The organism is Pseudomonas sp. Fl5BN2, from assembly GCF_009908205.1.
In the GTDB taxonomy this organism is placed as follows: domain Bacteria; phylum Pseudomonadota; class Gammaproteobacteria; order Pseudomonadales; family Pseudomonadaceae; genus Aquipseudomonas.
In genome coordinates, this window is record NZ_JAAARL010000003.1 from 410,163 (window position 1) to 432,313 (window position 22,151).

The 22,151-nt window shown below is 63.1% G+C and carries 18 protein-coding genes and 4 pseudogenes; 5 read left to right on the forward strand and 17 right to left on the reverse strand.

Annotated elements, in window-relative coordinates:
• Positions 1 to 10 precede the first annotated feature (10 nt).
• Genes GV819_RS06330 through GV819_RS06355 form a run of 6 tightly spaced genes read right to left on the reverse strand, consistent with a single transcriptional unit; the run spans position 11 to position 4,190 of the window.
• A complete protein-coding gene (locus GV819_RS06330; protein WP_161754575.1) occupies positions 11 to 1,684 on the reverse strand; it encodes an ApeI family dehydratase in 1,674 nt (557 codons plus the stop codon).
• Positions 1,681 to 2,226, reverse strand: a complete 546-nt coding sequence (locus tag GV819_RS06335) for a hypothetical protein (protein WP_161754577.1) — start codon at positions 2,224 to 2,226, stop codon at positions 1,681 to 1,683. Before GV819_RS06335 ends, GV819_RS06330 begins: the two co-directional genes overlap by 4 nt.
• On the reverse strand, positions 2,223 to 2,477 hold the full coding sequence (locus GV819_RS06340; RefSeq protein WP_161754579.1) for an acyl carrier protein: 255 nt from the start codon (positions 2,475 to 2,477) through the stop codon (positions 2,223 to 2,225). Before GV819_RS06340 ends, GV819_RS06335 begins: the two co-directional genes overlap by 4 nt.
• A gap of 9 nt (positions 2,478 to 2,486) precedes the next feature.
• The gene (locus GV819_RS06345) at positions 2,487 to 2,759 is read right to left on the reverse strand and encodes a phosphopantetheine-binding protein (protein WP_161754581.1); all 273 of its coding nucleotides are present in this window, start codon (positions 2,757 to 2,759) and stop codon (positions 2,487 to 2,489) included.
• Positions 2,728 to 3,549: a lysophospholipid acyltransferase family protein gene (locus GV819_RS06350; protein ID WP_161754583.1), complete on the reverse strand. Its 822-nt coding sequence runs from the start codon at positions 3,547 to 3,549 to the stop codon at positions 2,728 to 2,730. The genes GV819_RS06345 and GV819_RS06350 overlap by 32 nt, the downstream gene beginning before the upstream one ends.
• Complete coding sequence (locus GV819_RS06355) at positions 3,525 to 4,190, reverse strand: beta-ketoacyl synthase chain length factor (protein ID WP_161754644.1); 666 nt, start codon at positions 4,188 to 4,190, stop codon at positions 3,525 to 3,527. The genes GV819_RS06350 and GV819_RS06355 overlap by 25 nt, the downstream gene beginning before the upstream one ends.
• Positions 4,191 to 4,589: 399 nt before the next feature.
• Here GV819_RS06355 and GV819_RS06360 point away from each other — a divergent pair, with 399 nt between their 5' ends.
• On the forward strand, positions 4,590 to 5,360 hold the full coding sequence (locus GV819_RS06360; protein WP_161754585.1) for a ParA family protein: 771 nt from the start codon (positions 4,590 to 4,592) through the stop codon (positions 5,358 to 5,360).
• A 51-nt stretch (positions 5,361 to 5,411) separates the two neighbouring features.
• Here GV819_RS06360 and trxC read toward each other — a convergent pair whose 3' ends face one another.
• From trxC to GV819_RS33670, 11 genes and pseudogenes are all read right to left on the reverse strand, one after another.
• Positions 5,412 to 5,846, reverse strand: a complete 435-nt coding sequence (trxC, locus tag GV819_RS06365; RefSeq protein WP_161754587.1) for a thioredoxin TrxC — start codon at positions 5,844 to 5,846, stop codon at positions 5,412 to 5,414.
• A 100-nt stretch (positions 5,847 to 5,946) separates the two neighbouring features.
• The gene (locus GV819_RS06370; protein ID WP_161754589.1) at positions 5,947 to 6,897 is read right to left on the reverse strand and encodes a hypothetical protein; all 951 of its coding nucleotides are present in this window, start codon (positions 6,895 to 6,897) and stop codon (positions 5,947 to 5,949) included.
• Between the two features lie 26 nt (positions 6,898 to 6,923).
• Complete coding sequence (locus GV819_RS06375; protein WP_161754591.1) at positions 6,924 to 7,868, reverse strand: hypothetical protein; 945 nt, start codon at positions 7,866 to 7,868, stop codon at positions 6,924 to 6,926.
• A gap of 73 nt (positions 7,869 to 7,941) precedes the next feature.
• Positions 7,942 to 8,382: an IgaA/UmoB family intracellular growth attenuator gene (locus GV819_RS06380; RefSeq protein ID WP_161754593.1), complete on the reverse strand. Its 441-nt coding sequence runs from the start codon at positions 8,380 to 8,382 to the stop codon at positions 7,942 to 7,944.
• A 175-nt stretch (positions 8,383 to 8,557) separates the two neighbouring features.
• Positions 8,558 to 10,021: a protein adenylyltransferase SelO gene (selO, locus tag GV819_RS06385; RefSeq protein WP_161754595.1), complete on the reverse strand. Its 1,464-nt coding sequence runs from the start codon at positions 10,019 to 10,021 to the stop codon at positions 8,558 to 8,560.
• Positions 10,022 to 10,070: 49 nt separating this feature from the next.
• Positions 10,071 to 13,424, reverse strand: coding sequence for a mechanosensitive channel MscK (mscK, locus tag GV819_RS06390; protein WP_161754597.1), 3,354 nt, complete (start codon positions 13,422 to 13,424; stop codon positions 10,071 to 10,073).
• Positions 13,425 to 13,489: 65 nt separating this feature from the next.
• On the reverse strand, positions 13,490 to 15,232 hold the full coding sequence (locus GV819_RS06395; RefSeq protein ID WP_161754599.1) for a potassium/proton antiporter: 1,743 nt from the start codon (positions 15,230 to 15,232) through the stop codon (positions 13,490 to 13,492).
• A 166-nt stretch (positions 15,233 to 15,398) separates the two neighbouring features.
• Positions 15,399 to 16,271, reverse strand: coding sequence for a methyl-accepting chemotaxis protein (locus GV819_RS33660; RefSeq protein ID WP_372242032.1), 873 nt, complete (start codon positions 16,269 to 16,271; stop codon positions 15,399 to 15,401).
• Positions 16,272 to 16,301: 30 nt separating this feature from the next.
• Positions 16,302 to 17,048: pseudogene (locus tag GV819_RS33665) on the reverse strand (MCP four helix bundle domain-containing protein); the annotation flags it as partial.
• 169 nt (positions 17,049 to 17,217) lie between these two features.
• Positions 17,218 to 18,312 (reverse strand): annotated as a pseudogene (locus GV819_RS06405) (methyl-accepting chemotaxis protein); the annotation flags it as partial.
• A 36-nt stretch (positions 18,313 to 18,348) separates the two neighbouring features.
• Positions 18,349 to 18,843, reverse strand: a pseudogene (locus GV819_RS33670) (MCP four helix bundle domain-containing protein); the annotation flags it as partial.
• A 312-nt stretch (positions 18,844 to 19,155) separates the two neighbouring features.
• Here GV819_RS33670 and GV819_RS06410 point away from each other — a divergent pair.
• The 4 genes and pseudogenes from GV819_RS06410 (at position 19,156) to GV819_RS33680 (ending at position 21,741) form a co-directional block, all read left to right on the forward strand.
• Positions 19,156 to 19,386, forward strand: a complete 231-nt coding sequence (locus GV819_RS06410; RefSeq protein WP_161754605.1) for a hypothetical protein — start codon at positions 19,156 to 19,158, stop codon at positions 19,384 to 19,386.
• Entirely contained in the window at positions 19,383 to 19,685 is a 303-nt protein-coding gene (locus GV819_RS06415) for a cell division protein ZapA (RefSeq protein WP_161754607.1), read from the forward strand. The genes GV819_RS06410 and GV819_RS06415 overlap by 4 nt, the downstream gene beginning before the upstream one ends.
• Positions 19,686 to 19,848: 163 nt before the next feature.
• Positions 19,849 to 20,874 (forward strand): annotated as a pseudogene (locus GV819_RS33675) (cache domain-containing protein); the annotation flags it as partial.
• A gap of 135 nt (positions 20,875 to 21,009) precedes the next feature.
• A complete protein-coding gene (locus GV819_RS33680) occupies positions 21,010 to 21,741 on the forward strand; it encodes a methyl-accepting chemotaxis protein (protein ID WP_372242033.1) in 732 nt (243 codons plus the stop codon).
• The last annotated feature ends 410 nt before the right edge of the window (positions 21,742 to 22,151 follow it).

The window sequence follows — 22,151 nt, forward strand, 5'->3', positions numbered from 1 at the left end:
GCGGGAAGAGTTATCCACAGCCGGCCTCCAGAACGATCCGCCCGCTGGAGCAGGGGGCCCCGTCATTCAGGTAGGCGAAATAGAGTTTCTGGCGTTGGGCATCGAAGCGCAGGTTGAGCTGGATGCGGTCGCCGGGGCGCACCAGTTGCTGGAACTTCAGCACTTCCATGCCGGCGAAGCGGCCCGGCAGTTCGAGCAGTTGCTGGCCCAGGGCCAGGGCCCAGTCCACTTGCACTACCCCCGGCAGCACCGGGGTGGCGGGGAAGTGCCCGCTGAAATACGCCAGGTCTGGCGGGATCGCCAGTTGCAGTTGCCACTCTCCCTCGTGCTGCACCTGCTGCAGTACTTCCGGGGCTTGCGGGCGTGGGGCCAGGAGCAGGGCCTGGACCTCGGCCTGGGGCAGTTTGCCCTGGCTGTTCAGGGGCATTTGTCGCACCAGGCGCCAGCGCCGCGGCAGGGCCAGGGCTTCACAGTGCTGGGCCAGGTGCTGGCGCAGAGTCTGGGTCAGGTGCCGTCGGCCCTGATTGCGCAAGGCATGCAGACCGGAGTCATTGAGCACCAGCAGGGCGCCGAGGTAGGCACGGTTTTCCTCGATCACGCCGAGCCGCGCTTGCGCCACCCAGTCGTGGTGCTCCAGAGCCTGTTCCAGCATGGGCAGGGAAATGCGTTTTTCTTCCAGTTTGACGATGCGGTCCAGGCGTCCCAGCAGTTCGAAGCGTCCATCGGCGGCAATCCGCGCGGCATCGGCGGTGTGTTCGACATGCCCGGCAGGCAGGTAGGGCGAGGCGATCAACAGCGCGCCGTCGCTGTTCTGGCTCACCCGGACGTCGGCGAAGGGCTGCCACAGGGTGTCGCCCTGGCGCCAGGCAATGCCGCCGGTCTCGGAGCTGCCAAGAATTTCCGTTGGCCATTGCTGCAAGCGATGTTGCAGGTTGCTCGCGGCATCGGCAGGCAAGGCGCCGCCGGAAGAAAACACTCGCCGCACCTGGCTCATCGCGGGCCAGTCGAGGTTGTCGCTCATGCGCTTGAGCAGGGCAGGGCTTGCTACCCAGGCAAACGCGGGGCACTCGCGACTGGCCCGTTGCAGGTCTTCGGGGAACGGCAACTGGCGACGCACGAAAGGACGTCCGGCGCACAGCGGCCAGAGCACGCGGAACAGCAAGCCGTAGATATGCTGGGTGGCAACGCTGCCGATGATCCAGGCGTGGCCCAGGTCTGCGCCCCACAGCTGTTCCAGGGCCTGGACTTCGTTGGCCAGTTGCCGCAGGTTTTTCTCGATGCGCTTGGGTTCACCGCTGGAGCCGGAAGTGCACAGGCTCAGCCGGCAGCCGTCCAGGTCCAGTTCAGCCGCCGCCAGGGGGCTGTCCTGCAACTGTTGCAAGGGTGTGTCCTGGTCGGTCAGCCACAGGTCGACGTCCGCCGCCCAGCGCTGGCGGGTCTGGGCTTGCAGGTCGGCGGGCAACAGCACGCTGACCCCGGCACGCCAGGCGCCGAGCAGCGCCACCGCCAGTTCCACGGCATCTTCCAGGTGCAGCGCCAGGCGCTTCACGCCACGGGCTTGCAGGGCCGCGGCCAGGCTCAGGGCCTGTTCCTGCAAGCGCTCCAGGTCGATCCCGGGATGGGCACTGACCACTCGTGATGTGTGCGTCTTGAGCAACAGTTGCTCAAGGGGAATCCAGTTCATCTACGGCCTCGCACCCGTTGTCGTAATAGCCACTCAATGGCAAACAGCAAGCCCATCAGCCCGTAGGCGATCAGGCCGTTGTACAACGTCCACCAACTCAGCGGCGCCCAGAGTGTCAGGGCCGCGGCGAGCATTCCGTTACAGAGGAAAAACACACTCCAGGCAATGGTTACCTGGCGGGTATAACGCACGGCTTTTTCCGGCAGATCCGGCTCGCTGATGCGGGCCAGGCGTTCCGCTACCGGCGGGCCGTACTTCAGGCTCAGGCCGAACAGGCCGAGCATGAAGCTGCTGATCAGCACCGGATACCAGCGCAGCAGTGCCGGGTGGTCGAACCAGGCCAGCAGCAGGCAGAAGGCAATCGCCGCGGCGGCCATCCACAAGCTGCCAGGGCGACGTTCGCCGGTCAGCACCCGGGCCAGCCACAGGCCACCCAGCAGCAGGCCAAACTGCCACGGAGCGAAGTGCTCCATGCCGAAATACACCGCGAAGGGGTAAAGCAGGCCGGCCAGCAACAAGCCCAGGCCGATCAGCCGACTCATGCGGCCGGCTGGACCAGACGGTAAACCGCCTCGACCACGTCATTGACGGTGCGCACCGACTTGAATTCCTCGGCGGCGATTTTCTTGCCGGTCTGGCGTTTGATGTGGTCGATCAGGTCGACGGCGTCAATGCTGTCGATTTCCAGGTCCTGGTACAGGTTGGAGTCCAGGTTGATGCGCGCAGGCTCCAGTTCAAACAGTTCGACCAGGGCATTGCGCAGGGTGTTGAAGATATCGTCACGGGTTTGCATGGTCGGTTCTCAGGCTGCCTGTTTTGCAGTGACGAACGCCGCAAGGCTCGCCACGTTACTGAAGTGGTTGCGGGTGTCCTTGGCGTCGGCGTCGATCTTGATGCCGTACTTCTTCTGGACCGCCAGGCCCAGCTCGAGGGCGTCCACTGAGTCCAGGCCGAGGCCTTCGCCGAACAGGGTCTGGTCGTTGCCGATGTCCTGGGCGCTGATGTCTTCGAGGCCCAGGGCGTCGATGATCAGCAGTTTGATTTCAAGCATCAGGTCCGGGTTTGTATCGCTCATCTCTGGCGAGCTCCTTGATGAAATAGTGGTGCAAGTGCTCATTGAGCTTGCGCGAAGCCTGGGGCGCTGGGCCTTGGGCAGCAAAGGTCTGTGGGTCTATATCGGCCCCAACGTGAAAACTGAAGTGCACACGGCATTGCGGGATGCGATACCAGGGCTCGGCCTTGGTCAGGGTGGTGGGGCTGACCCTGATCACCACCGGGGTGATGATCTTCGCACCCCGCAGGGCAATCGCCGCCGCCCCCCGATGAAAGGCAGGGTCGCTGCCCGGCTGGGTGCGGGTGCCCTCGGGAAAGACGATCAGTGTCTGGCCCTCTTGCAGTGCCTGGGAGGCGGCATCGAGCATGTCCAGGCTGCCATCGTTGCTGATGTACTGAGTGGAGCGTACCGGGCCACGGGTAAAAGGATTGTTCCAGAGGCTTTGCTTGACCACGCAGTTGGCGTCTCGCACCAGGCCGATCAGGAACACCACGTCGATCAGCGACGGGTGATTGGCGATGATCATCTGCCCCGGACGCCCGAGCAGGTCGGCGCCCTGGACTTCATAGGTGAGAACGCCACTTTTGGCCATGAAGCGGATGAACAGCCAGAACAGCCGGCTGACGGTCTTGCGTGCTCGCAGGCGGTGGCTGCGGGCATCGCCGGGCAGGCAGCCGAGCAGGGGGAAAATCACCAGGCGCAGGCACAAACCACCTATTCCGAACAGTGTAAAACTCAGCGCTGTGGCCAGTAGACGCCAGTAGTAGGCGTTGCGGCCCTTGGTGTTCAATGGCTGCGTTGCCAGGTCCATACACGATTCATCCAGGCATGTTGGCAAAAGGTCTGCGAGCCGAGCAGGGCACGCAACAGATTCAAGGCGTGGGGCCATTGCGCCTTGGGGATTTGGCCGTCGTGGCTGTCCAGGGACAGCTGCCAGTCGTCGCCGGGTGTCAGCAACAGGCCCAAGGCATAGGGGAACGGTACGTCGTCGATCCAGCTGGCATAGGCCTCGGGCGGCTGTTCCTCGGTGATCACCAGCAGCACATGGGGGGCGCCGTCGGCGAGCAGCATGGCGGCCTCCAGCAGGCCGTGTTCCAGGCCGTCTCCGCCAGCGGCCAGGGCCGTCATTTCACTGGTTTCACCACGCATGATGGACCACAGGCCGATCACTGCGTTGTGCACTGAGAGGCTGAACTGGGTCGGCGACAGTGGCTGCTCGGCGGCCAGGTCGCTGAGTATCTCAAAGGTTCGCGGGGTTTCGCCGTGACGGGAAATGAACACCAGTGGCAACTGCTCAAGGCCCTCGGCCAATGGCCAGCCAACGCTGAACGCCATGCGTGCCAGGCGACTGAGACGGCGCCGCTGCATGGCGGGGAGGAAGGACACATCGGGGGCGGCATCGCTGTTATCAGGCCGGACCGGCTGTTGGCTCCAGGCCTGCCAGGCGTCCATGCTTTCGAGCCCAGGGGCCCACGCACGCCATTGAGCGATGTTGAACTTGATCACTTGATTTCATCCCGCCCCTGCGGGCTTCCTTGACGCGGTGTGTCGCTTCGGTCGGTGATTGACCTGGGTGACGCGAGAGCGCCAGTGGCGCGCATTATCCCGGTGCAACTGGCTTGTAGCAAATGCTGGTTGGACTGCTGGTCGTAAAAACGATAAATCTGAGTTGATCATGGATGGCGTTTTGCCTCTATCGGGTTTTGTCCCTGCTCTAATCCCCTGCTGCCAAGCCTTTGCGCCAGTTATCCCCAGGGGAGCAGGCCATGGGCAACTCTTGCGTTGCCGAGGTAGCGAAGGGGCGGTATGGCCTACTACACTCGGTGATCTTTGAAACACGGAGGTCTAGACATGCGGCGTGTGGTGTTCAATCAGAAAGGTGGCGTCGGCAAATCCAGTATTGCCTGCAATCTGGCGGCGGTCAGCGCCAGCGAGGGCTATCGCACCTTGCTGGTGGACCTGGATGCCCAGGCCAACTCGACCCAATACCTTACCGGCCTGACCGGCGAGGACATTCCCATGGGCATCGCCGACTTCTTCAAGCAGACCCTGTCGTCCGGGCCCTTCTCGAAGAAGAACCAGGTGGATATCTACGAGACGCCGTTCGACAACTTGCACGTGGTGACGGCCACCGCCGAATTGGCTGACCTGCAGCCCAAGCTTGAGGCCAAGCACAAGATCAACAGGCTGCGCAAACTGCTCGACGAGTTGGCCGAGGACTATGACCGGATCTACCTCGATACCCCGCCGGCGTTGAACTTCTACGCGGTGTCGGCGTTGATTGCCGCTGATCGGGTGTTGATCCCTTTCGACTGCGACAGTTTCTCCCGTCAGGCGCTGTATGGCCTGCTGGCGGAAATCGAAGACTTGAAGGAGGAGCACAACGAAGGCCTGGAGGTCGAGGGCATTGTGGTCAACCAATTCCAGGCCCGGGCCAGCTTGCCGCAGCAGATGCTCGACGAACTGATCAGCGAGGGTTTGCCGGTACTGCCGGTGTACCTGGCCAGTTCGGTGCGCATGCGTGAATCCCACCAGGCCAGCATGCCGCTGATCCACCTCGATCCACGGCACAAGCTGACCCAGCAATTCGTCGACCTGCACAGTCTGCTGGAAAGCGCCTGAGCTTGATGTTGCCGTGACCGCAGGGCGATGCCCTCTGGCCACGGTGTGGCTTCAGATCCCCTGGCTGCGCAACCAGCTCAACAATTGCGGTAATGGCAGGGCGCCGCTTTGTCGGGCCACTTCACGCCCGTTCTTGAACAGGATCAGGCTCGGAATCGAGCGAATGCCCAATTGCCCTGACAGCTGTGGGTTGGCCTCGCTGTCGAGCTTGGCCAGCCGGCATTTGCCGCTCAGTTGTGCCGCGGCCTGCTGGAAAATCGGCGCAAAGGATTTGCACGGCCCGCACCAGTCCGCCCACACGTCCACCAGCAACGGCAGGTCGCCCTTGATCTGGCTGGCGTAGTCGCCCTGTTTCAATTCAAAGGGTTTGCCCAGCAACACTTCGGCTTTGCAGCGCCCGCATTTGGGGGTGTCTCCCAGGCGTTCGGCGGGGATGCGGTTGAGCCCGTTGCAGTGCGGGCAGGGGATCAGCAGTGGGTCGGTCATGGTCGGGCTCCGCAAACAGGGTCGAGCGCCTTAAATGGTAGCGCCCGGAGTGAATATCAAGTTGCCGCTGCCGGGCAGGAGCCGTCGTGGCGCTGAGGGCTCACGCATTGGGCGAGGCCAGTTCGACGCTGAGCAGACGGTCCATGGAGCGGCCGATGTAAAAGGTGAAGGGGCGGCCCAGGTCCATGGCCATGCCCGTGCACCTGCCCATCAAGCCAATATGTTGCAGCGCAGAAATCTCCCCATCCTCGTGGTATTGCAGGCCCAGGCCGCCGACGCTGAAACCGATGCGGTCGGCCCGGCGATTATCTCGCGAACCCCAGGAGGTCTTGATGACGGACAGTTGGATGCGGTTGTCGAACAGCATCTGGTTGAGCGTGGGATTGGCGAAAGTGATGTTGCCGAACAAGTATTGCTCCGGTTCGTGCTTGTCGCCTTTCCACTCCAGGTACACGTTGTAATCCCCTGTTCCGCTCCCGGCCTTGCTGCCCATCTGGCTGAACAGCATGCCCGGCGCCCGGATACTGGCCTGGTATTGGCAAAGCGCCTCGTTGGGCGTGCCGGTGGCCGAGAGCTTGCCGCTGATCAACTCTTGCATCGAGTACTGAAACATCACACTGGCGTATTGCACCGGCTCCAGGGCCAGGGAGAAGTGGCGCGGCAAGGCCATGGCTCTTTTACGGTAGTCGGGAGAGGTGTATTTCCCGGTTTGCGGGGCGATCTCCAGAACGGCGTCGAAGGTGACGGCGGCACGGGCCTCGACAATCTCGTCCAACAGCGCACGCAGGCGCTGGCGCTGGGGTTCGCTCACGCTGCTGTCCAGGCTGATGTGCAGGGTCTTGTCGTCCTTGCGGTCCATCTCCAGGCCGATGTCGTCGGCTGCGATGCCGATCGTGGTGGCCATCTGGGTGATGGTCTCGACAAAGTAGGAGGCTACTTCAGCCTGTTGGGGGTCACCCACTTCCTCCTGGAAATGCAGGGTGAGGTAGGTCTGCTTGCAGCCGCAGAGCAGCATCAGCAGCAGGGCGGTGGCGTAGAGGCGGCGGTTCAATGGCAATCCTTGTCGTGCACGGGGTGTCAGCGGTAGTCGACGCGGGTCAAGCGATCCAGGGTCCGGCCCATTTGAAAGGTAAAGGGCCGACCCAGGCTCTGCATCTTCTGGTCGCACAGCGCTTGCAGTTCGTCTTTGCGGGTGTCGAAGGGCAGGGCTGAGGTCAGGGTCTGGACGCCGATGGAGCCGATGACGAAGGCAAATTCGTCAAGGGGCACCGGTGCCGGCTGGGTGATCCTCGAGCTGGATGGCCAGGCATGGACGGTATCCTGTTGCAGGTGGCGGGTCAGGTCCGGGTCATCGAAATGCACCTTGAGCTCTACCTTGGCAATGCTGCCGCTGCGGGTCAGCAAGGAGATCAGGCCGCGTGCGCTGTTGTCCTTTTCAAGGGCTTCGTAGGCGATCAGTTTCAAGGACGTGGGCATCGCCAGGCGCGCGGTGATCTTGCAACTGACCGGGCCTTCGATTTCGCTCTCGTTGACAATGGCCTGCATGCTGTCGTCGTAGCTTCGGTCCAGCAGCATGCCGAACTCCGGCTCGAACTCCAGGCTGGCGTCGATGCGGTCCGGCAGCTCGCTGGAGCCGGACGGCTTGACGCTGGCATGGGCGTTGTCCAGTTCCAGGCGCAGGTTCATCGAGCTGGCGTTACGCGCCTGGGTGACCTGCTCGAAGAGGGCCTTGAGGCTGCCGCGTTGTTCCGGGCTCAGGGAGTAGTCCACCAGGCGCAGGTGGATCACCTTGTCATCTTCCTTGTCGCGTTCCAGGGCGATGGCATCCGGGTCCAGGCCCTGGGCGCTGAGCGCGGTGTAAATGCTCTGCTTGTACGCCTCGTGCACCAACTGGTCGGAGTATTGCGGGCCGGCCTTGGGGTCGGAGCGCACCGAGTCCTGGAAGTGCAGGGTGGCGAAGTCTTCCTTGCACCCGGTCAGCGTGAGCAGCAGGGGCAATAGCAGCAGGTAGCGAGGTTTCATGGTGGACTCTTGCAGGATATCGACGGGGGCGGGCTCGCGGCAGGGGCGAGCGGTGAAGGTGGCAGCCGGTGCGTCACTGGGCCAGGCGATGCCCGTTGAGGCCGATGACCACGGCGAACTTCTTGCTGATGACCACTTCGGCCCTGTTACTGGTGGCCAGGAAGCTTTCCATCGGGAAGGGGAATTCCATGGGGATAGTGCCGATCGACACGTGCTTCAGCGCCTGGGCCGGCAGTTCCAGCCCGTCGCTCGCGGTGCCGCCGCAAATCAGATAGACGTTGTCGCTGACCGGCTCGTAGGACATGCCGCCGCTGCCCTGGATACGTTGCAGGCTGGCGGTCTGCTTGGCCAGTTCGTCCCGTTCAGCCTGGGTGATGGTGCGGTGCGGTTTACCGTGCAGGTGCAGGTCCTGCAGGTTCTTCCGGTACTTGGCGCGACGGCTCAGGTAGATGACGGTCGACCCCAGGCTGATGACGCCACAAGCCAGGGTGACCAGGTTGAGGAACAGGTTCATGCGCATCCTTGCCGGTACTGGAAATCAGAGCCGCGCATTATCCGCATCCGTTGGCGGCGGGTCCATGCGCAATCGCAGGTTGAGCCAGGGCTGAGCGGCAAGCGCCGGCTCAACCTGCGGCAAGTCCGCTGGTTGGCCGGGGGCTTCAAGGTGCCGATGCAAAGCTGCGCCCGACTCAGGACGAACAGCTGATTTCCAGGTGCTTGCCCCACTCCGGCGGGCGTTCGGCGTAGCTGTCCATGCCGGGCTGTTCCTCGAACGGTCGGCTCAACACCTGGTGCAGGCGGCGCACTTCGCTGTAGTCCCCCGCTTCTGCGGCATCGATGGCTTTCTGCGCCAAATAGTTGCGCAGGATGTACAGCGGGTTGACCGCGTGCATGCGCTCCCGGCGCAGGTCCTGGCCCTGGATCGGATCGCGGGCGACCCGTTGCCGGTACAATTCGGCCCAGGCATCGAAGCCGCTGCGGTCGACGAAATCGTCCCGCAGCCGCGCCAGCGACTGTTCCGCGGCTTCCTCCCCCAGGCGGCGGAAGAACAGGCTGTAGTCGACGCCGCTGTTCTGCATCAGTTGCAGCAAGCGCTCCACCAGTTTCTGATCGTCGTCCTCGGCCTGGGTGAAGCCCAGGCGCCGGCGCATCAGGTCGAGGTAGTGCGCCTGGTACAGGGGCAGGAACAGACCGAGGCTTTCCCGCAGCGCCTCGACGCTGATGAACGGCGTCAGGGCCTGGGCCAGGGCGCTGAGGTTCCATTGGCCGATGGGCACCTGGTTGCTGAAGGAGTAGCGCCCCTGGTCGTCGGAGTGGTTGCAGATGAAGTGGGCGTCGAAGTCATCGAGGAAGGCGAACGGCCCGAAGTCGAAGGTGATGCCCAGGATCGACATGTTGTCGGTGTTCATCACCCCGTGGCAGAAGCCGTAGGCCTGCCATTTGGCAATCAGCTCGGCATTGCGCTCGACGATTTCGCGAAACATCGCCAGATAGGGTTCAGGCTGTTCCAGGCACTCGGGGAAATGCGCGGCCAGCACATGCTCTCCCAACTGCTTCTGCTGCTCGGGTTTCTTGGTGTAGTAGAAAAACTCGAAATGGCCGAAACGTATATGGCTTGGCGCCAGGCGCAGGACCATCGCCCCACGCTCCTGTTTCTCGCGCCATACCGGAGTGTCCGAGCCTATGACGCACAGGGCGCGGCTGCTGGGAATGCCCAGGGCATGCAGGGCTTCGGAGGCGAGGAACTCGCGGATCGAAGAGCGCAATACCGCACGGCCATCGCCCATGCGCGAATAGGGCGTCTGGCCGGCGCCCTTCAGGTGCAGGTCCCAGTGTTCCCCCGCCTGGTTGTAGACCTCGCCCAGCAGCAGCCCGCGGCCGTCTCCCAATTGCGGGTTGTAGGAGCCGAACTGATGCCCGGAATAGACCATCGCCCGCGGCTCGGCCTCGGCCCACAGCTTGTGCCCGCCGAACAGCTCGGCGAATACCGGGCTTTCGGCCACGGCCGGGTCCAGGTCCAGCAGCGCCATGGCGGCAGGGCTGGCCGCTACCAGGCGCGGATTGTCCAGAGGTTCGGGCAGTACATGGGTCGAGAAGGCATCGCCGAGGCGGGCGAAACGGTTGTCGAAGGTCAGTTCGTCGAGGGCTTTCAACGGCCATCTCCCAGCAGAATGTCCGAGTATTCTGCTGGGGAAAGGTGGCTTAGTCGAGTTTGCTTGGCGGCGGTTCCGGCAACGGCTTGCCGTCGGCTGTCTGGACTATCGTCTTGGCCTCCGGCTCGATGGGCACCATCTTGTACTCCTGGCCGTGAAGGTTCTTCAGGTAGACCTCCATCTGCCGGAACGAGATGTTGATGTGCTGTTTCTTGAACTCGCGGTTGATGAAGCGGTTGACCTCGTCGACCACCGGGTTGCGGTCCCCCAGCTCGCGCACGTGCATGCGCAGCTCATGGTCCAGGGTGCTTTCCCCGAAGTTCAGGAAGTACACGTGGGGCTCGGGTTCCTTGAGTACCCGTGGGTTCTCCCGGGCGGCCTTGAGCAGCAACTCCTTCACCAGGTCCAGGTCCGAGCCGTAGTCGACGCCGAGCTTGAGGGTCACCCGGGTGATGGTGTCGGTCAGCGACCAGTTGATCAGTTGCCCGGTGATGAAGGTCTGGTTGGGGACGATGATGTCCTTGCGGTCGAAGTCGGTGATGGTGGTGGCACGGATGCGGATCTTGCTCACGGTGCCCGACAGGTTGCCGATGGTGATGGTGTCGCCGATCCGCACCGGGCGCTCGAACAGGATGATGATGCCGGAGATGAAGTTGGCGAAGATCGCCTGCATGCCGAAACCCAGGCCAACGGACAAGGCTGCGACCAGCCACTGCAACTTGTCCCAGCTGACCCCCAGGGTCGACAGGGTGGCGACGAAACCTATCCCGGCGATGGCGTAGGACAGCAGGGTGGTGGTGGCGTAGGCGCTGCCCTGGGCCAGGTCCAGCTTGGACAGCACCAGGACCTCCAGCAGGCCTGGCAGGTTGCGCGCCAGGGCGAAGGTGATGCCGACGATGATCAGCGCGCCGACCACGTCGCCGATGCTGATGGGCACCATGCTCATGTTGGCGCCGGTGCCGCTGGTGTATTCGTAGAGGGTGACGTTGTCCAGGTAGGAGAACACCGTGATCAGGTCCGCCCAGACCCAGTACAGCGCCGCCATGAAGCCGCCCAGCAGGGCCAGGCGGATCAGGCGCAGGGACTGCTCGTTGACCTTCTCGATGTCCAGGGTCGGCTCTTCCACCACCGACTCGCCGCTTTCCCCGGCTTCCTTGGCTGCCTGGCGCTTGCTCAGGGCACGCTGGTAGGCCAGGCGCCGGGCCGCCACGCTCAGGCCGCGGACGAAGGTGGCCTCGATCACCAGCCAGAACATCAGCAGGTACAGGGTATTGATCAGCCGGTCGCTGAGTTTCAGCGCGGTGTAGTAGTAGCCGAAGCACACGGCGATGAACAAGGCGATCGGCAGCAGGGTGAACAGCACACCCACGGCCTTGCGGAACAGCGAGGTGTTCTGGTGGGTCGGGCTGCTGAGCAGCAGGCGGCTCAGCAGCCAGGCCATCAGTGCATAGCAGGTCAGCACCACGGCAATGCCCAGCACGTCCTCGGCCAGGGCCGCAGGCTGATGCTCGGCCACCGCTACCACGGCCACCAGCGCCAGGACCACCAGGCCCAGGCGCCGGACCCAGCCCTGGAGGAATTCCACCTGGGGTTTTTCCCAACGGAAATGCAGCTCGGCCACGCCGCCAGGGGCGAGGATCCGATAGGCGGTATAGAACACCAGCCAGGCCTGGGCGATCTGCAGCAGCGCCGCGCCGAGGTTGGCGTTCTGCCCGCGGGCGTCGATCTGCAGGGCATAGCCGCACAGGGCCAGGGCCAGGGTCACCGGCATCGCCAGCAGAATGTTCACCAGGATCGCCAGCGGCGTGTGCCATTGGCTGTCGCGCTTGAAGTGGCCAATGTCCTTGTGCACCTTGCTCAGGCGCCCATAGAGGGCCTTGCGCCGCCACAGCAAGGCGCCGATCAACAGCGCCAGGGGCAGGAACAGCAGCGGCCGCTGGGCCAGGCCGTCGGCCAGTTCGCTGAGGCTGGAGGCCCAGGGCAGGGTGGTGACCTGTTTCTCCAGGCGCTGGGGCACTTCCTGCAGCCACTCGGCGTCCAGGGGCTTGTTGCTGGGGATCCAGAACATCTGCTCGTCGAGGGTCGCGCGCAGGCTCTGGGAGGTGCTCAGCAGCTGCTTCTGATTCAGTTGCAGGGTAATGGATTCGTTGAGCAGTGCGCTGAGCTCACGGTTCAGGCGTTCCAGCAGGTCGGCGCGGGTCATCGCCAGGTCGGTCAGGGTCCGTCGCAGTTGCGGCGTGACCTGCTCGGCGGGCTGGGTCTTGAGCAGGTTGTCGACGTAGCCGCTGGGGCTGCTGAGCAGTTCCCGCTGCTGGTTGATCTCGAACTGGTAGAGGCGGATGTCGGCGATTTCGTCCGCCAGGTCGCGGTCCAGTTTCAGGCGCGGCAGGGCCTGCTTCTGCTTGTAGAGAATCTTCGACAGCAGCAGGCTGCCCTTGAGCACGTTGATCTGTTCGTCCAGGGCCGCATCGGTCTGGCTCACGCTATCCAGTTGCTGCTTGGTCTGCAGGTTCTGCTGGGTCAGCTCGTTGAGGCGGTCGGTGCACACCAGCAGGTAGTCGGAGAGCTTGAGGTTGGTGGCGCTCTCGGTGGCCAGCAGGCTACTGCCCCCGGCCTTCTGCGCCTCGATGGACTGCTGGGTCACGGTTTCCTGGGATTGGGCCAGGCGTTTCTGGTTGATCAGGGTCTGCAGGTCCTGGATTTCCTGTTCCAGGCGCGCGGCCTTTTCCATCAGCAGGTCGTGCTGGCTGTTGCCCAGGTCCTGGAGCTGGCTGTTGCCCGCCAGTTCCTGGCGGCGCAGGGGGATCAGGGCGTTGATCGCCGCCAGCTCGGCATTGAGCAGATTGCGCTGGTCGGCACTGAGCAGCTTGCCGCCGTCCTTGCCGGACTTGAGTGCGGCGTTGATCTGCAGGATGCGCGTCTGGCTGCTGCTGATCTCGGCCTGGGCGCGCTCGGGGCGGGTCTGGGCAGTGATGGTCAGGCTGTTGGCATCGGCCAGGGCCTTTTGCAGCTCGCCCTGGGTGCTGCTGCGTTCTGCCAGCAGTTGTTCCAGCTGGGACACCGCCAGAGTGGCATAGCGCTGGGCCACCGGCACCACTTTGCTGGCCTTGAGGCGCGCCAGTTCACGCTGGTTGTCCGCGGTCAGGCGCGGCGCGTTGCTCAGCTGTTGTTTCAGGTCCGCCAGGCGCCGTTCGTAGTCCTGCTTGTTGTTCAGCTGGCTCAGGGTGTTCTGCAGCAGGGTCTGCAGGGCCTTCTGGTCGGCTTCGGGCAGTTTGCGCTCGGCGATCTTGTCCAGGTTTTGCTGGACCGCCTCGGCGCTGGGCGGATCGCCGCCCTGTGCGGCGCCGACAGAGAGACTCAGGCCCAGCAGGGCAACAGCGATAAATTTACGCAGGGTAGGCATAGAGGTCGGTCAAGCAAGTGGAAATAGGGGGAGCGCCGCGGCGGCAGCCTGGCGCGTTCCCGAGTTTAGAGGAAGAGTCCGGGGCCGGGGCGACTTCCTTCGGGGAATCTGACGCCGACTTTGCCGATCTTGTTCCCGTCCATCACTGCCACGGTCCAGATGGTGTTGTTCCACTCCACCTGGTCGCCGACTACCGGTGCGCCACCGACTTTCTGGGCGATGAACGCCCCTAGCGGCATGTCCGCGTCCTGGCCGTCGAGTTGTAGCCCGTAGAGTGCTGAAACCGCGCCCAGCTGGGCGTCGCCCTCCAGCACGAAGTCGCCGAAGAAGCGCAGGTCGAGCCCGCGTTCCGGCGCCTGGCTGAAGAGTTTGCCGAGGGCCGGGAGGTTGTGTTCATGACCGATCACACACAGCAGGTCGTCGACTTCGAGCACCGTACTACCCGACGGATGGAGCAGTTGCTGGCCTCGGAACAGGGCCGCGATCCGCGTGCCCTCGGGCATTTTCAGCTCGCGCAGGGCGGCGCCGATGCACCACTTTTCCGCGCCCAGGCGATAGACGAACAGCTCCCACTCGCTGGTGACGTGGACTTCCAGTGCGGCACGGGAAATCGGCGCCGGCTCTGGTGGTACGGTCACTTTGAGCCACTTGGCCACCCATGGCAGGCTGGTGCCTTGCACCAGCAGCGAGATCAGCACGATAAAGAACGCCAGGTTGAAATACAGCTGGGCATTGGGCAGCCCGGCCATCAACGGGAACACCGCGAGAATGATGGGGACCGCGCCCCGCAGCCCGACCCAGGAAATAAAGGCTTTTTCCCGGGGGTGGAAGGCCTTGAACGGCAGCAGGCCCACCAGAACCGACAGCGGCCGGGCGAACAGGATCATCCACAGCGCCAGGCCCAGGGCCGGCAGGGCGATGGGCAGCAGGTCGTGGGGCGTGACCAGCAGCCCCAGCACCAGAAACATGCCGATCTGTGCCAGCCAGGCCATGCCGTCGAGCATGTGCAGGATGCCGTGGCGGCTGCGCACCGGCCGGTTGCCGATCACCAGGCCGCACAGGTACACCGCGAGGAAGCCGCTGCCGTGCAAGGCGTTGGTCAGGGCAAAGACCGCCAGGCCGCCGGCGATCACCAGGATCGGGTACAGGCCGTTGGCCAGGTGGATGCGATTGACCAGTTGCAGCATCAGCCAGCCGCCGCCGAGGCCGATCACTGCACCGATGCCGAATTCGCGGATCAGGTCGCCCAACAGGCTCCAGTGCAGGCCGGTGTGGCCGTTGGCGAGCATGTCGATCAGGGTCACGGTGAGGAACACCGCCATCGGGTCGTTGCTGCCGGATTCGATTTCCAGGCTGGCGCTGACCCGTTCGTTGAGGCCCTTGCCTCCCAGCAACGAGAACACCGCAGCGGCGTCGGTGGAGCCGACGATGGCGCCGATCAGCAGGCCCTGGATCGGGTTGAGATCGAACAGCCAGGCCGCCGCCATGCCGGTCAGCCCAGTGGTGATCAGCACCCCCACCGTGGCCAGGGACAGCGCCGGCCACAGGGCCACGCGAAAGCTCGCAACCCGGGTGCGCAGGCCACCGTCCAGCAGGATCACCGCCAGTGCCAGGTTGCCCACCAGATAGGCGGTCGGGTAGTTGTCGAAAACAATGCCGCCGCCATCGACCCCGGCGGTCATGCCCACGGCGAGGATGATCACCAGGATCGGGATGCCGAGACGGGATGAAAGTGAGCTCACCAGAATGCTCGCACCTACCAGCAACGCGCCGATCAAGAACAGGCTGTTGATGGTCGTCGCATTCAAAGGCAGTACTCCAGAGCGAAAAAGGCGGGCGCAAACTGACCATGCAGTCTACGTGCCAGCGATTCTAACCTGTTGAAATGTGCCGCTGTCAAAAAGCTTTTTGTGACAGCGGCAGATTCCCTGAAGGCGGCGTGCGCAGGGGGTTTTTCCACGCTCGCCGGGAGCTTCAGAGGCTGAAGCGCGCGACCATGCTGTTGAGGTCGACGGCCAGGCGCGACAGCTCGTTGCTGGCTGCACTGGTCTGGTTGGCGCCGGTGGCCGACTGCACCGACAAGTCGCGGATGTTGACCAGGTTGCGGTCCACTTCCCGTGCCACTTGGGCCTGTTCTTCGGCGGCGCTGGCGATCACCAGGTTGCGCTCGTTGATCTCGATGATGGCGCTGTTGATGGTGTCCAGGGACAGGCCGGCACCGCGGGCGATGTTCAGGGTCGACTCGGCGCGCTCGGTGCTGTTGCGCATGGAATCCACGGCGTGCTCGGTGCCGCTCTGGATGCTGCCGATCATGCGTTCGATTTCGCTGGTGGACTGCTGGGTACGATGGGCCAGGGCGCGGACCTCGTCGGCGACCACGGCGAAACCACGACCGGCTTCACCGGCGCGGGCGGCTTCGATGGCGGCGTTGAGGGCCAGCAGGTTGGTCTGGTCGGCCAGGCCGCGAATCACATCGAGCACCTTGCCGATGTCCCGAGATTCATTGGCCAGGTCGCCGATCAGGCTGGCGGTGCTTTGCACGTCGGAACTCATGCGCTCGATGGCGGACACGGTTTCCTGCACCAGGTCGCGACCGTCACCGGCAGAGGTGGTGGCGTTCTTCGAGGCTTCCGAGGTGCTGACGGCATTGCGCGCCACTTCTTCCACGGCGCTGGTCATTTCATTGACGGCGGTGGCTGCCTGCTCGATTTCGTTGTTCTGCTGGGTCAGGCCGCGGGCGCTTTCTTCGGTGACGCAGTTGAGCTCTTCCGCTGCTGAGGCCAGCTGGGTGGCGGAACCGGAGATGTGCTGCAGGGTGTCGCGCAGTTTTTCCTGCATTTTGGCCATGGCCTGCAACAGACGCCCGGCTTCGTCGCTGCCATCGACCTTGATGGGTCGGGTCAGGTTGCCTTCGGCGATTTCTTCGGCGGCGCTCAGGGCATTGGCGATCGGCTGGGTGATGCTGCGGGTCAGCAGCCAGGCGAACAGCAGGGTCAGGCCAGTAGCCAGTACCAGCAGGGTGACCACCAGGTTGAACGCCGAGGAGTACTGCACGGCAGCCTTCTGGTTGGTGTCTATGGTCTGCTGGGTGTTGATCTCCAGCAGGCGGTTGAGCACCGTGTTCATGGCTTCCGAGTTATTCAGCAAGTCGGTATTGAGCAGGTTGCGCAGCTCGTCCACCTGGTTGCTGCGGGACAGGGTCTTCATCCGCTCTTCGATCTGCCGGTACTGACCCAGCAACTGGATGTACTGGTCGTAGGCGGATTTTTCCGCCGGGCTGGTGATGAGCTTCTCGTAGGTGGTCTGGGCGCTGCGGATCTGCTGGTTGCGCATCTCCAGCAGTTCAATGGTCTTTTGCTGGACATCAGGTTCACGGTTGACCAGCAAACGATAGGACAGCACCCGCAGACGCAGGGTCAGTTGGGTGAACTCGTCGAGACTCTTGATGCTCGGCACGCTGCTCAGGGTGATGTCCTCGGCGGCGCCGCGGATCTTGCTCATCTGGTTCAGGGCGAACACACCGAGGATCAGCATCAAGCCGCCGATCATGGCAAAGCCGAGGAAGGCCCGTGGTGCGATATTCATATTACGTAGGGACATGGTGGGGTACCAAAAAGGGCGCATCCGTGCGGGGCTTGAGACTGATCTACCGTGACATATCGGTCGTACGACTAAAGTCTTGAGTCTCGCCGTGGATTTAGCCTGTTGGGTACACACCTATCGGAGGGGAGTGAGCGACGGTAGCCCTCGCTCCGGCCGTGAAGCACAGGGGCCGGAGCGCGCTGGCAGGTCACTAGAGGGTGAAGCGGGTCACCAGGTTGCTCAGATCGACGGCCAGGTGTGACAACTCGTTGCTGGCGGCGCGGGTCTGGTTGGCGCCCGAGGTGGACTGCACCGACAAGTCGTGGATGTTCACCAGGTTGCGGTCCACTTCCCGGGCCACCTGGGCCTGCTCTTCAGCGGCGCTGGCGATCACCAGGTTGCGTTCGTTGATCTCGCTGATGGCACTGTTGATGGTGTCCAGGGACTGGCCGGCGCTGCGAGCGATGTTCAGGGTCGACTCGGCGCGCTCGGTGCTGTTGCGCATGGAGTCCACGGCGTGCTCGGTGCCGCTCTGGATGCTGCCGATCATGCGTTCGATTTCGCTGGTGGACTGCTGGGTGCGATGGGCCAGGGCGCGGACTTCATCGGCGACCACGGCGAAACCACGACCGGCTTCACCGGCGCGGGCGGCTTCGATGGCGGCATTGAGGGCCAGCAGGTTGGTCTGGTCGGCCAGGCCACGAATCACGTCGAGGACCTTGCCGATGTCCCGGGATTCGTTGGCCAGGTCGCCGATCAGGCTGGCAGTGCCCTGCACATCACCGGTCATGCGCTCAATGGCCGAGACGGTTTCCTGCACCATGTCCCGCCCGTTTTCGGCTGAACGGGTCGCGCTCTGGGAGGCCTCGGAGGTGCTGACGGCATTGCGCGCCACTTCTTCCACAGCGCTGGTCATTTGATTGACCGCAGTGGCCGCTTGTTCGATTTCATTATTCTGCTGGTTCATGCCGCGAGCGCCTTCGTCTGTGACGCTGTTGAGCTCCTCGGCAGCCGAAGCCAGTTGGTGGGCGGAGCCGGAAATGCGCTGCAGGGTGTCACGCAGCTTTTCCTGCATCTTGGCCATGGCCTGCAGCAGGCGCCCGGCTTCATCGTTGCCGTCGACTTCGATCGGCCGGGACAGATTGCCTTCGGCGATTTCTTCGGCGGCGCTCAGGGCATTGGCGATCGGCTGGGTGATGCTACGGGTCAGCAGCCAGGCGAACAGCAGGGTCAGGCCGGTGGATAACACCAGCAGTATCACCACCAGGTTGACGGCTTTGTTGTACTGGCTGGCGGCTTCTTGATCACTGGTCTCGGAGTACTGGGTGTTGATTTTCACCAACTGCTCCAGGACTTTGTTGATGGTGTCGGCACTCTCCATCAGATCGCTGTTCAACAGTTTTTGCATGCCTTCGAGCTGGTTGTCCTGTGACAGCTGGATCAGCCGGTTTTCCAGTTCGCGGTGTTCGCTCAGTAGCTTGATGTATTGATCGTAGGCGGCTTGCTCTTCAGGGCTGCTGATCAGCGGTTCGTAGCTCACCCGGGCTGCTTCGATCATCTGGTTGCGCTGAGCAATGGCATCCATGGCGCGTTGTTGCGCTTCAGGTACACGGTTGATCAATAGGCGGTAGGCCTGGACCCGCTGGCGCAGGGTCAGTTGAGTGAAGTCATCGACGCTCTTGATGCTGGGAATGGTGTCCTGGGTAATTCTTTCGGTGGCTGCGCGGATCTTGCTCATCTGATTCAGGGCAAAGACCCCGAGAAACAACATCAAGCAGCCTATCAGGGCAAATCCGAGGAATGCCCTCGGAGCGATATTCATGGTGCGCAGGGACATTGAATTTACCTCGGGTGAGCGCTGTTTGCGCCTTGTGAATCGGGGACGTACCTGTGCTATCGCATTGAAGAAGTGCTTCTTGAACCGCCAGGAGCATGTTCAGAAATATCGGGATGCTTTTTGGGAAACTTCCGAAAAAAATGCAAGGTCCGACGGACCGTCAGGAACCGCAGGGGAGAAAGGCAGTCTCTAACAGCTCTCGCGGAACGGTCATCGCCAGTAAAATCAAGGCTTTGCGCCTGGATAACCCTGGCATCCAAGGTGACTTTTCTTTATCGTACGCGCCCTTTGCAAAAAGCCTGGAAGATCAAAATGTTGGAAGCATCCCTCAGCCAATTGGAACAGCTGGTCAGTGATCTGGTGGTACAGAATCAGGAACTGCTCGGTACGAACGAAGCCCTCAAGGAACAACTGGCCCAGGCCAAGGATGAAAACGACAGCTTGCAGCTGAGTCTGATGGAGCAGGAAGAAAAGCAGGGCGCTACCACCGCCCGGATCCAGGCTCTGGTTGAGCGTGTCAGTGCGAGCCCGGCCAATCCATGAAGCATCACATCGATGGGGTGAAGGTCGTCTCGATCCTGGGGGAGGATTATTCGATCAAGGCGCCGGCAGGTCAGGAACAAACCCTGATGGACGCCGCGTTGATGCTCAAGGCGGCCCTGGCCGACACCAAGAAGAAGTACCCGACGCTGATTGGCGAGCGCCTGCTGGTGCTGGCAGCGATGAACCTGTGTTCGCAGCAGATCGATATGAAGAAGCAGCATGCGCAGGAGCTTGAGCGTTATCAGGAGCAGGTGAGCGCCACGGTCGAGGTGATCGCCAAGACTATCCAGCAGAATTGATGGAACTGCACACAGTTAGCGGGTAATGAGTTGGACAAACATTATTAATGTTTGTATACAACTTTCCGCGGCTGGCGCGGTATCTCAGCCTCTTATAACCATAAGAAAGAGGTGTTCCATGCAATTCTGGCGACGCAGTATTCAATGGCAGCTGATCCTCGGCATGGGATCGGCCCTGCTGGTCAGCCTGCTAGTGGTCGTAGCCCTCTACACCGTGCTGATCAATAACCTGACCCAGAACTACCTGGTGGACAGGGCGCTGCCTTCGAGCATTGAAGCCATGCGCAACGATATCGAACGCATCCTCACCCAGCCGCTGACGGTTGCCCGGGGCATTGCCAGCAATGGCATGTTGCGTGACTGGCTGGCGGCCGGTGAGGACCCTTCCCAGGCCCCGGCATTTGTCGACTACCTGGAAGGCATCCGTGCCGAGAGCCAGGCCTTCACCACGCTGATGGTGGGCACCGCGAGCAATCACTACTACAACGAGAAAGGCCTGGATCGCACGCTTAGCCGGTCCAACCCGAAGGACTCCTGGTTCTACAACTTCATCGACAGCGACCAGCCACGGCTATTGAACATCGACACTGATGTGACGACTGGCGAGTTGGCGATGTTCATCGATCTGCGGGTCAAGAAGGACGGCAAGCTGGTGGGCGTTGCCGGGCTTGGGCTGAAGATGAAGGCGTTGTCCGAGCTGATCCACAATTTCAGTTTCGGCGAGCGTGGCAAGGTCTACCTGGTGCGCTCGGACGGCTTGATCCAGGTGCACCCCGAGGCGCAATTCAGTGGCAAACGGCATCTGTCGGAGCAGATCGGCGCCACCGCGGCCGAGGCGGTCATGGGCCATGCAGGGCTGGCCAGCAGCCGCTTCGAGCGGGACGGTGAAGGTTTTCTCGCCTTGAGCCTGCCTTTGCGGGGCATGGGCTGGTCGCTGGTAGCGGAGGTGCCCGAAGCACAGATCTATGCTGAGGCCCGGCAAGCCCTGTGGACGACCACCGGGATTGGCTTGGCCATCGCCATGGTCTGCCTGTTGCTGGTGGTATGGCTGGCCCGTGGGCTGGTGCGTCCAGTGCGACAGGTGACCGACGGCTTGGTCGCGATCGGCAGTGGTGGCGGTGACCTGACCCTGCGCCTGGATGCCAGTCGCGCCGACGAACTGGGGGATCTGGCCCGGGGCTTCAACCGTTTCCTTGATAGCCAGCGCGGCATGATCGGCGAAGTGCTGGCCACCACCGAGCGCCTGCGCTCGTCCGTCGGGCAAGTGGCTGCGGTGGTGGAGAACACCGCCGAACGCTCCGGCCGGCAACAGCAAATGACCGACATGGTGGCCACCGCGGTGCATCAGATGGGCCTGACGGTCCAGGACATCGCGCGTAATGCCGGACAGGCGGCGGACGCTTCCCAGTCAGCCCGAGACGAAGCCCTGCAGGCCAGGGACGTGGTGGGTGGGTCAATCCGGCACATCGAGAGCATGTCCGGGGAAATCGCCCTGGCCGCCGCTGCCGTGAGCGAGCTGGCGGAACAGGTGGCTTCGATTGATCAGGTGCTGGCGGTGATTCGCGGGGTCTCCGAGCAGACCAACCTGCTGGCCCTCAACGCGGCCATCGAAGCCGCTCGGGCCGGGGACCTGGGTCGTGGTTTTGCCGTGGTGGCCGATGAAGTCCGGACCCTGGCCCAACGTACCCAGGCGTCCACCGATGAAATCCAGCAGATGATCCAAAGCCTCAAGCAAGGCGCGGAAAATGCGGTGACCTCGATGCACGCCGGGCAGGCGGCGACCGGCACGGGCGTCGAGTCGAGCCAGCAGACCGGGGCTTCGCTGACCGCGATTACCGGGCAGGTGGAACACATCAGCGAGATCAACCAGCAGGTGGCCACCGCTACCGAAGAGCAGTCGGCGGTGACCGAAGAGATCAACCGCAATGTCCAGGGTATTTCCGATCTGGCTCGGGCCACTGCCGCTGAAGTGCATGCCTGTCGTGAAGACTGTCGGACCTTGCAGCGCCTGGCCGAGGACCTCGCACGCCAGGTCGGCGGGTTCAAGTTGCGCTGATCGCCCAGCCTGTAGAAGCAGGCTTGCCAGCGAACCGCGTGCTGCGCAGTGTCAGGCCGGGCGCTTTCGCCGGCAAGCCGGCTCCTACGAGCGTGGAGTGAAGCCTCGTGTAGGAACTGACTTGCCAGCGAACCGCGTGCTGCGCAGTGTCAGGCCGGGCGCTTTCGCCGGCAAGCCGGCTCCTACGAGCGTGGAGTGAAGCCTCGTGTAGGAGCTGGCTTGCCAGCGAACCGTGCGCTGCGCAGTGTCAGGCCGGGCGCTTTCGCCGGCAAGCCGGCTCCTACGAGCGTGGAGTGAAGCCTCGTGTAGGAGCTGGCTTGCCAGCGAACCGTGCGCTGCGCAGTGTCAGGCCGGGCGCTTTCGCCGGCAAGCCGGCTCCTACGAGCGTGGAGTGAAGCCTCGTGTAGGAG

What these genes read in the sequence shown, in the direction of transcription:
- GV819_RS06330 (WP_161754575.1), bottom strand. Translation starts at nt 1,684, where the DNA reads ATGAACTGGATTCCCCTTGAGCAACTGTTGCTCAAGACGCACACATCA.
- GV819_RS06335 (WP_161754577.1), bottom strand. Translation starts at nt 2,226, where the DNA reads ATGAGTCGGCTGATCGGCCTGGGCTTGTTGCTGGCCGGCCTGCTTTAC.
- GV819_RS06340 (WP_161754579.1), bottom strand. Translation starts at nt 2,477, where the DNA reads ATGCAAACCCGTGACGATATCTTCAACACCCTGCGCAATGCCCTGGTC.
- GV819_RS06345 (WP_161754581.1), bottom strand. Translation starts at nt 2,759, where the DNA reads ATGAGCGATACAAACCCGGACCTGATGCTTGAAATCAAACTGCTGATC.
- GV819_RS06350 (WP_161754583.1), bottom strand. Translation starts at nt 3,549, where the DNA reads ATGGACCTGGCAACGCAGCCATTGAACACCAAGGGCCGCAACGCCTAC.
- GV819_RS06355 (WP_161754644.1), bottom strand. Translation starts at nt 4,190, where the DNA reads ATGGACGCCTGGCAGGCCTGGAGCCAACAGCCGGTCCGGCCTGATAAC.
- GV819_RS06360 (WP_161754585.1), top strand. Translation starts at nt 4,590, where the DNA reads ATGCGGCGTGTGGTGTTCAATCAGAAAGGTGGCGTCGGCAAATCCAGT.
- trxC (WP_161754587.1), bottom strand. Translation starts at nt 5,846, where the DNA reads ATGACCGACCCACTGCTGATCCCCTGCCCGCACTGCAACGGGCTCAAC.
- GV819_RS06375 (WP_161754591.1), bottom strand. Translation starts at nt 7,868, where the DNA reads ATGAAACCTCGCTACCTGCTGCTATTGCCCCTGCTGCTCACGCTGACC.
- GV819_RS06380 (WP_161754593.1), bottom strand. Translation starts at nt 8,382, where the DNA reads ATGAACCTGTTCCTCAACCTGGTCACCCTGGCTTGTGGCGTCATCAGC.
- mscK (WP_161754597.1), bottom strand. Translation starts at nt 13,424, where the DNA reads ATGCCTACCCTGCGTAAATTTATCGCTGTTGCCCTGCTGGGCCTGAGT.
- GV819_RS33660 (WP_372242032.1), bottom strand. Translation starts at nt 16,271, where the DNA reads ATGGCCAAAATGCAGGAAAAACTGCGCGACACCCTGCAGCACATCTCC.
- GV819_RS06410 (WP_161754605.1), top strand. Translation starts at nt 19,156, where the DNA reads ATGTTGGAAGCATCCCTCAGCCAATTGGAACAGCTGGTCAGTGATCTG.
- GV819_RS06415 (WP_161754607.1), top strand. Translation starts at nt 19,383, where the DNA reads ATGAAGCATCACATCGATGGGGTGAAGGTCGTCTCGATCCTGGGGGAG.
- GV819_RS33680 (WP_372242033.1), top strand. Translation starts at nt 21,010, where the DNA reads ATGGTGGCCACCGCGGTGCATCAGATGGGCCTGACGGTCCAGGACATC.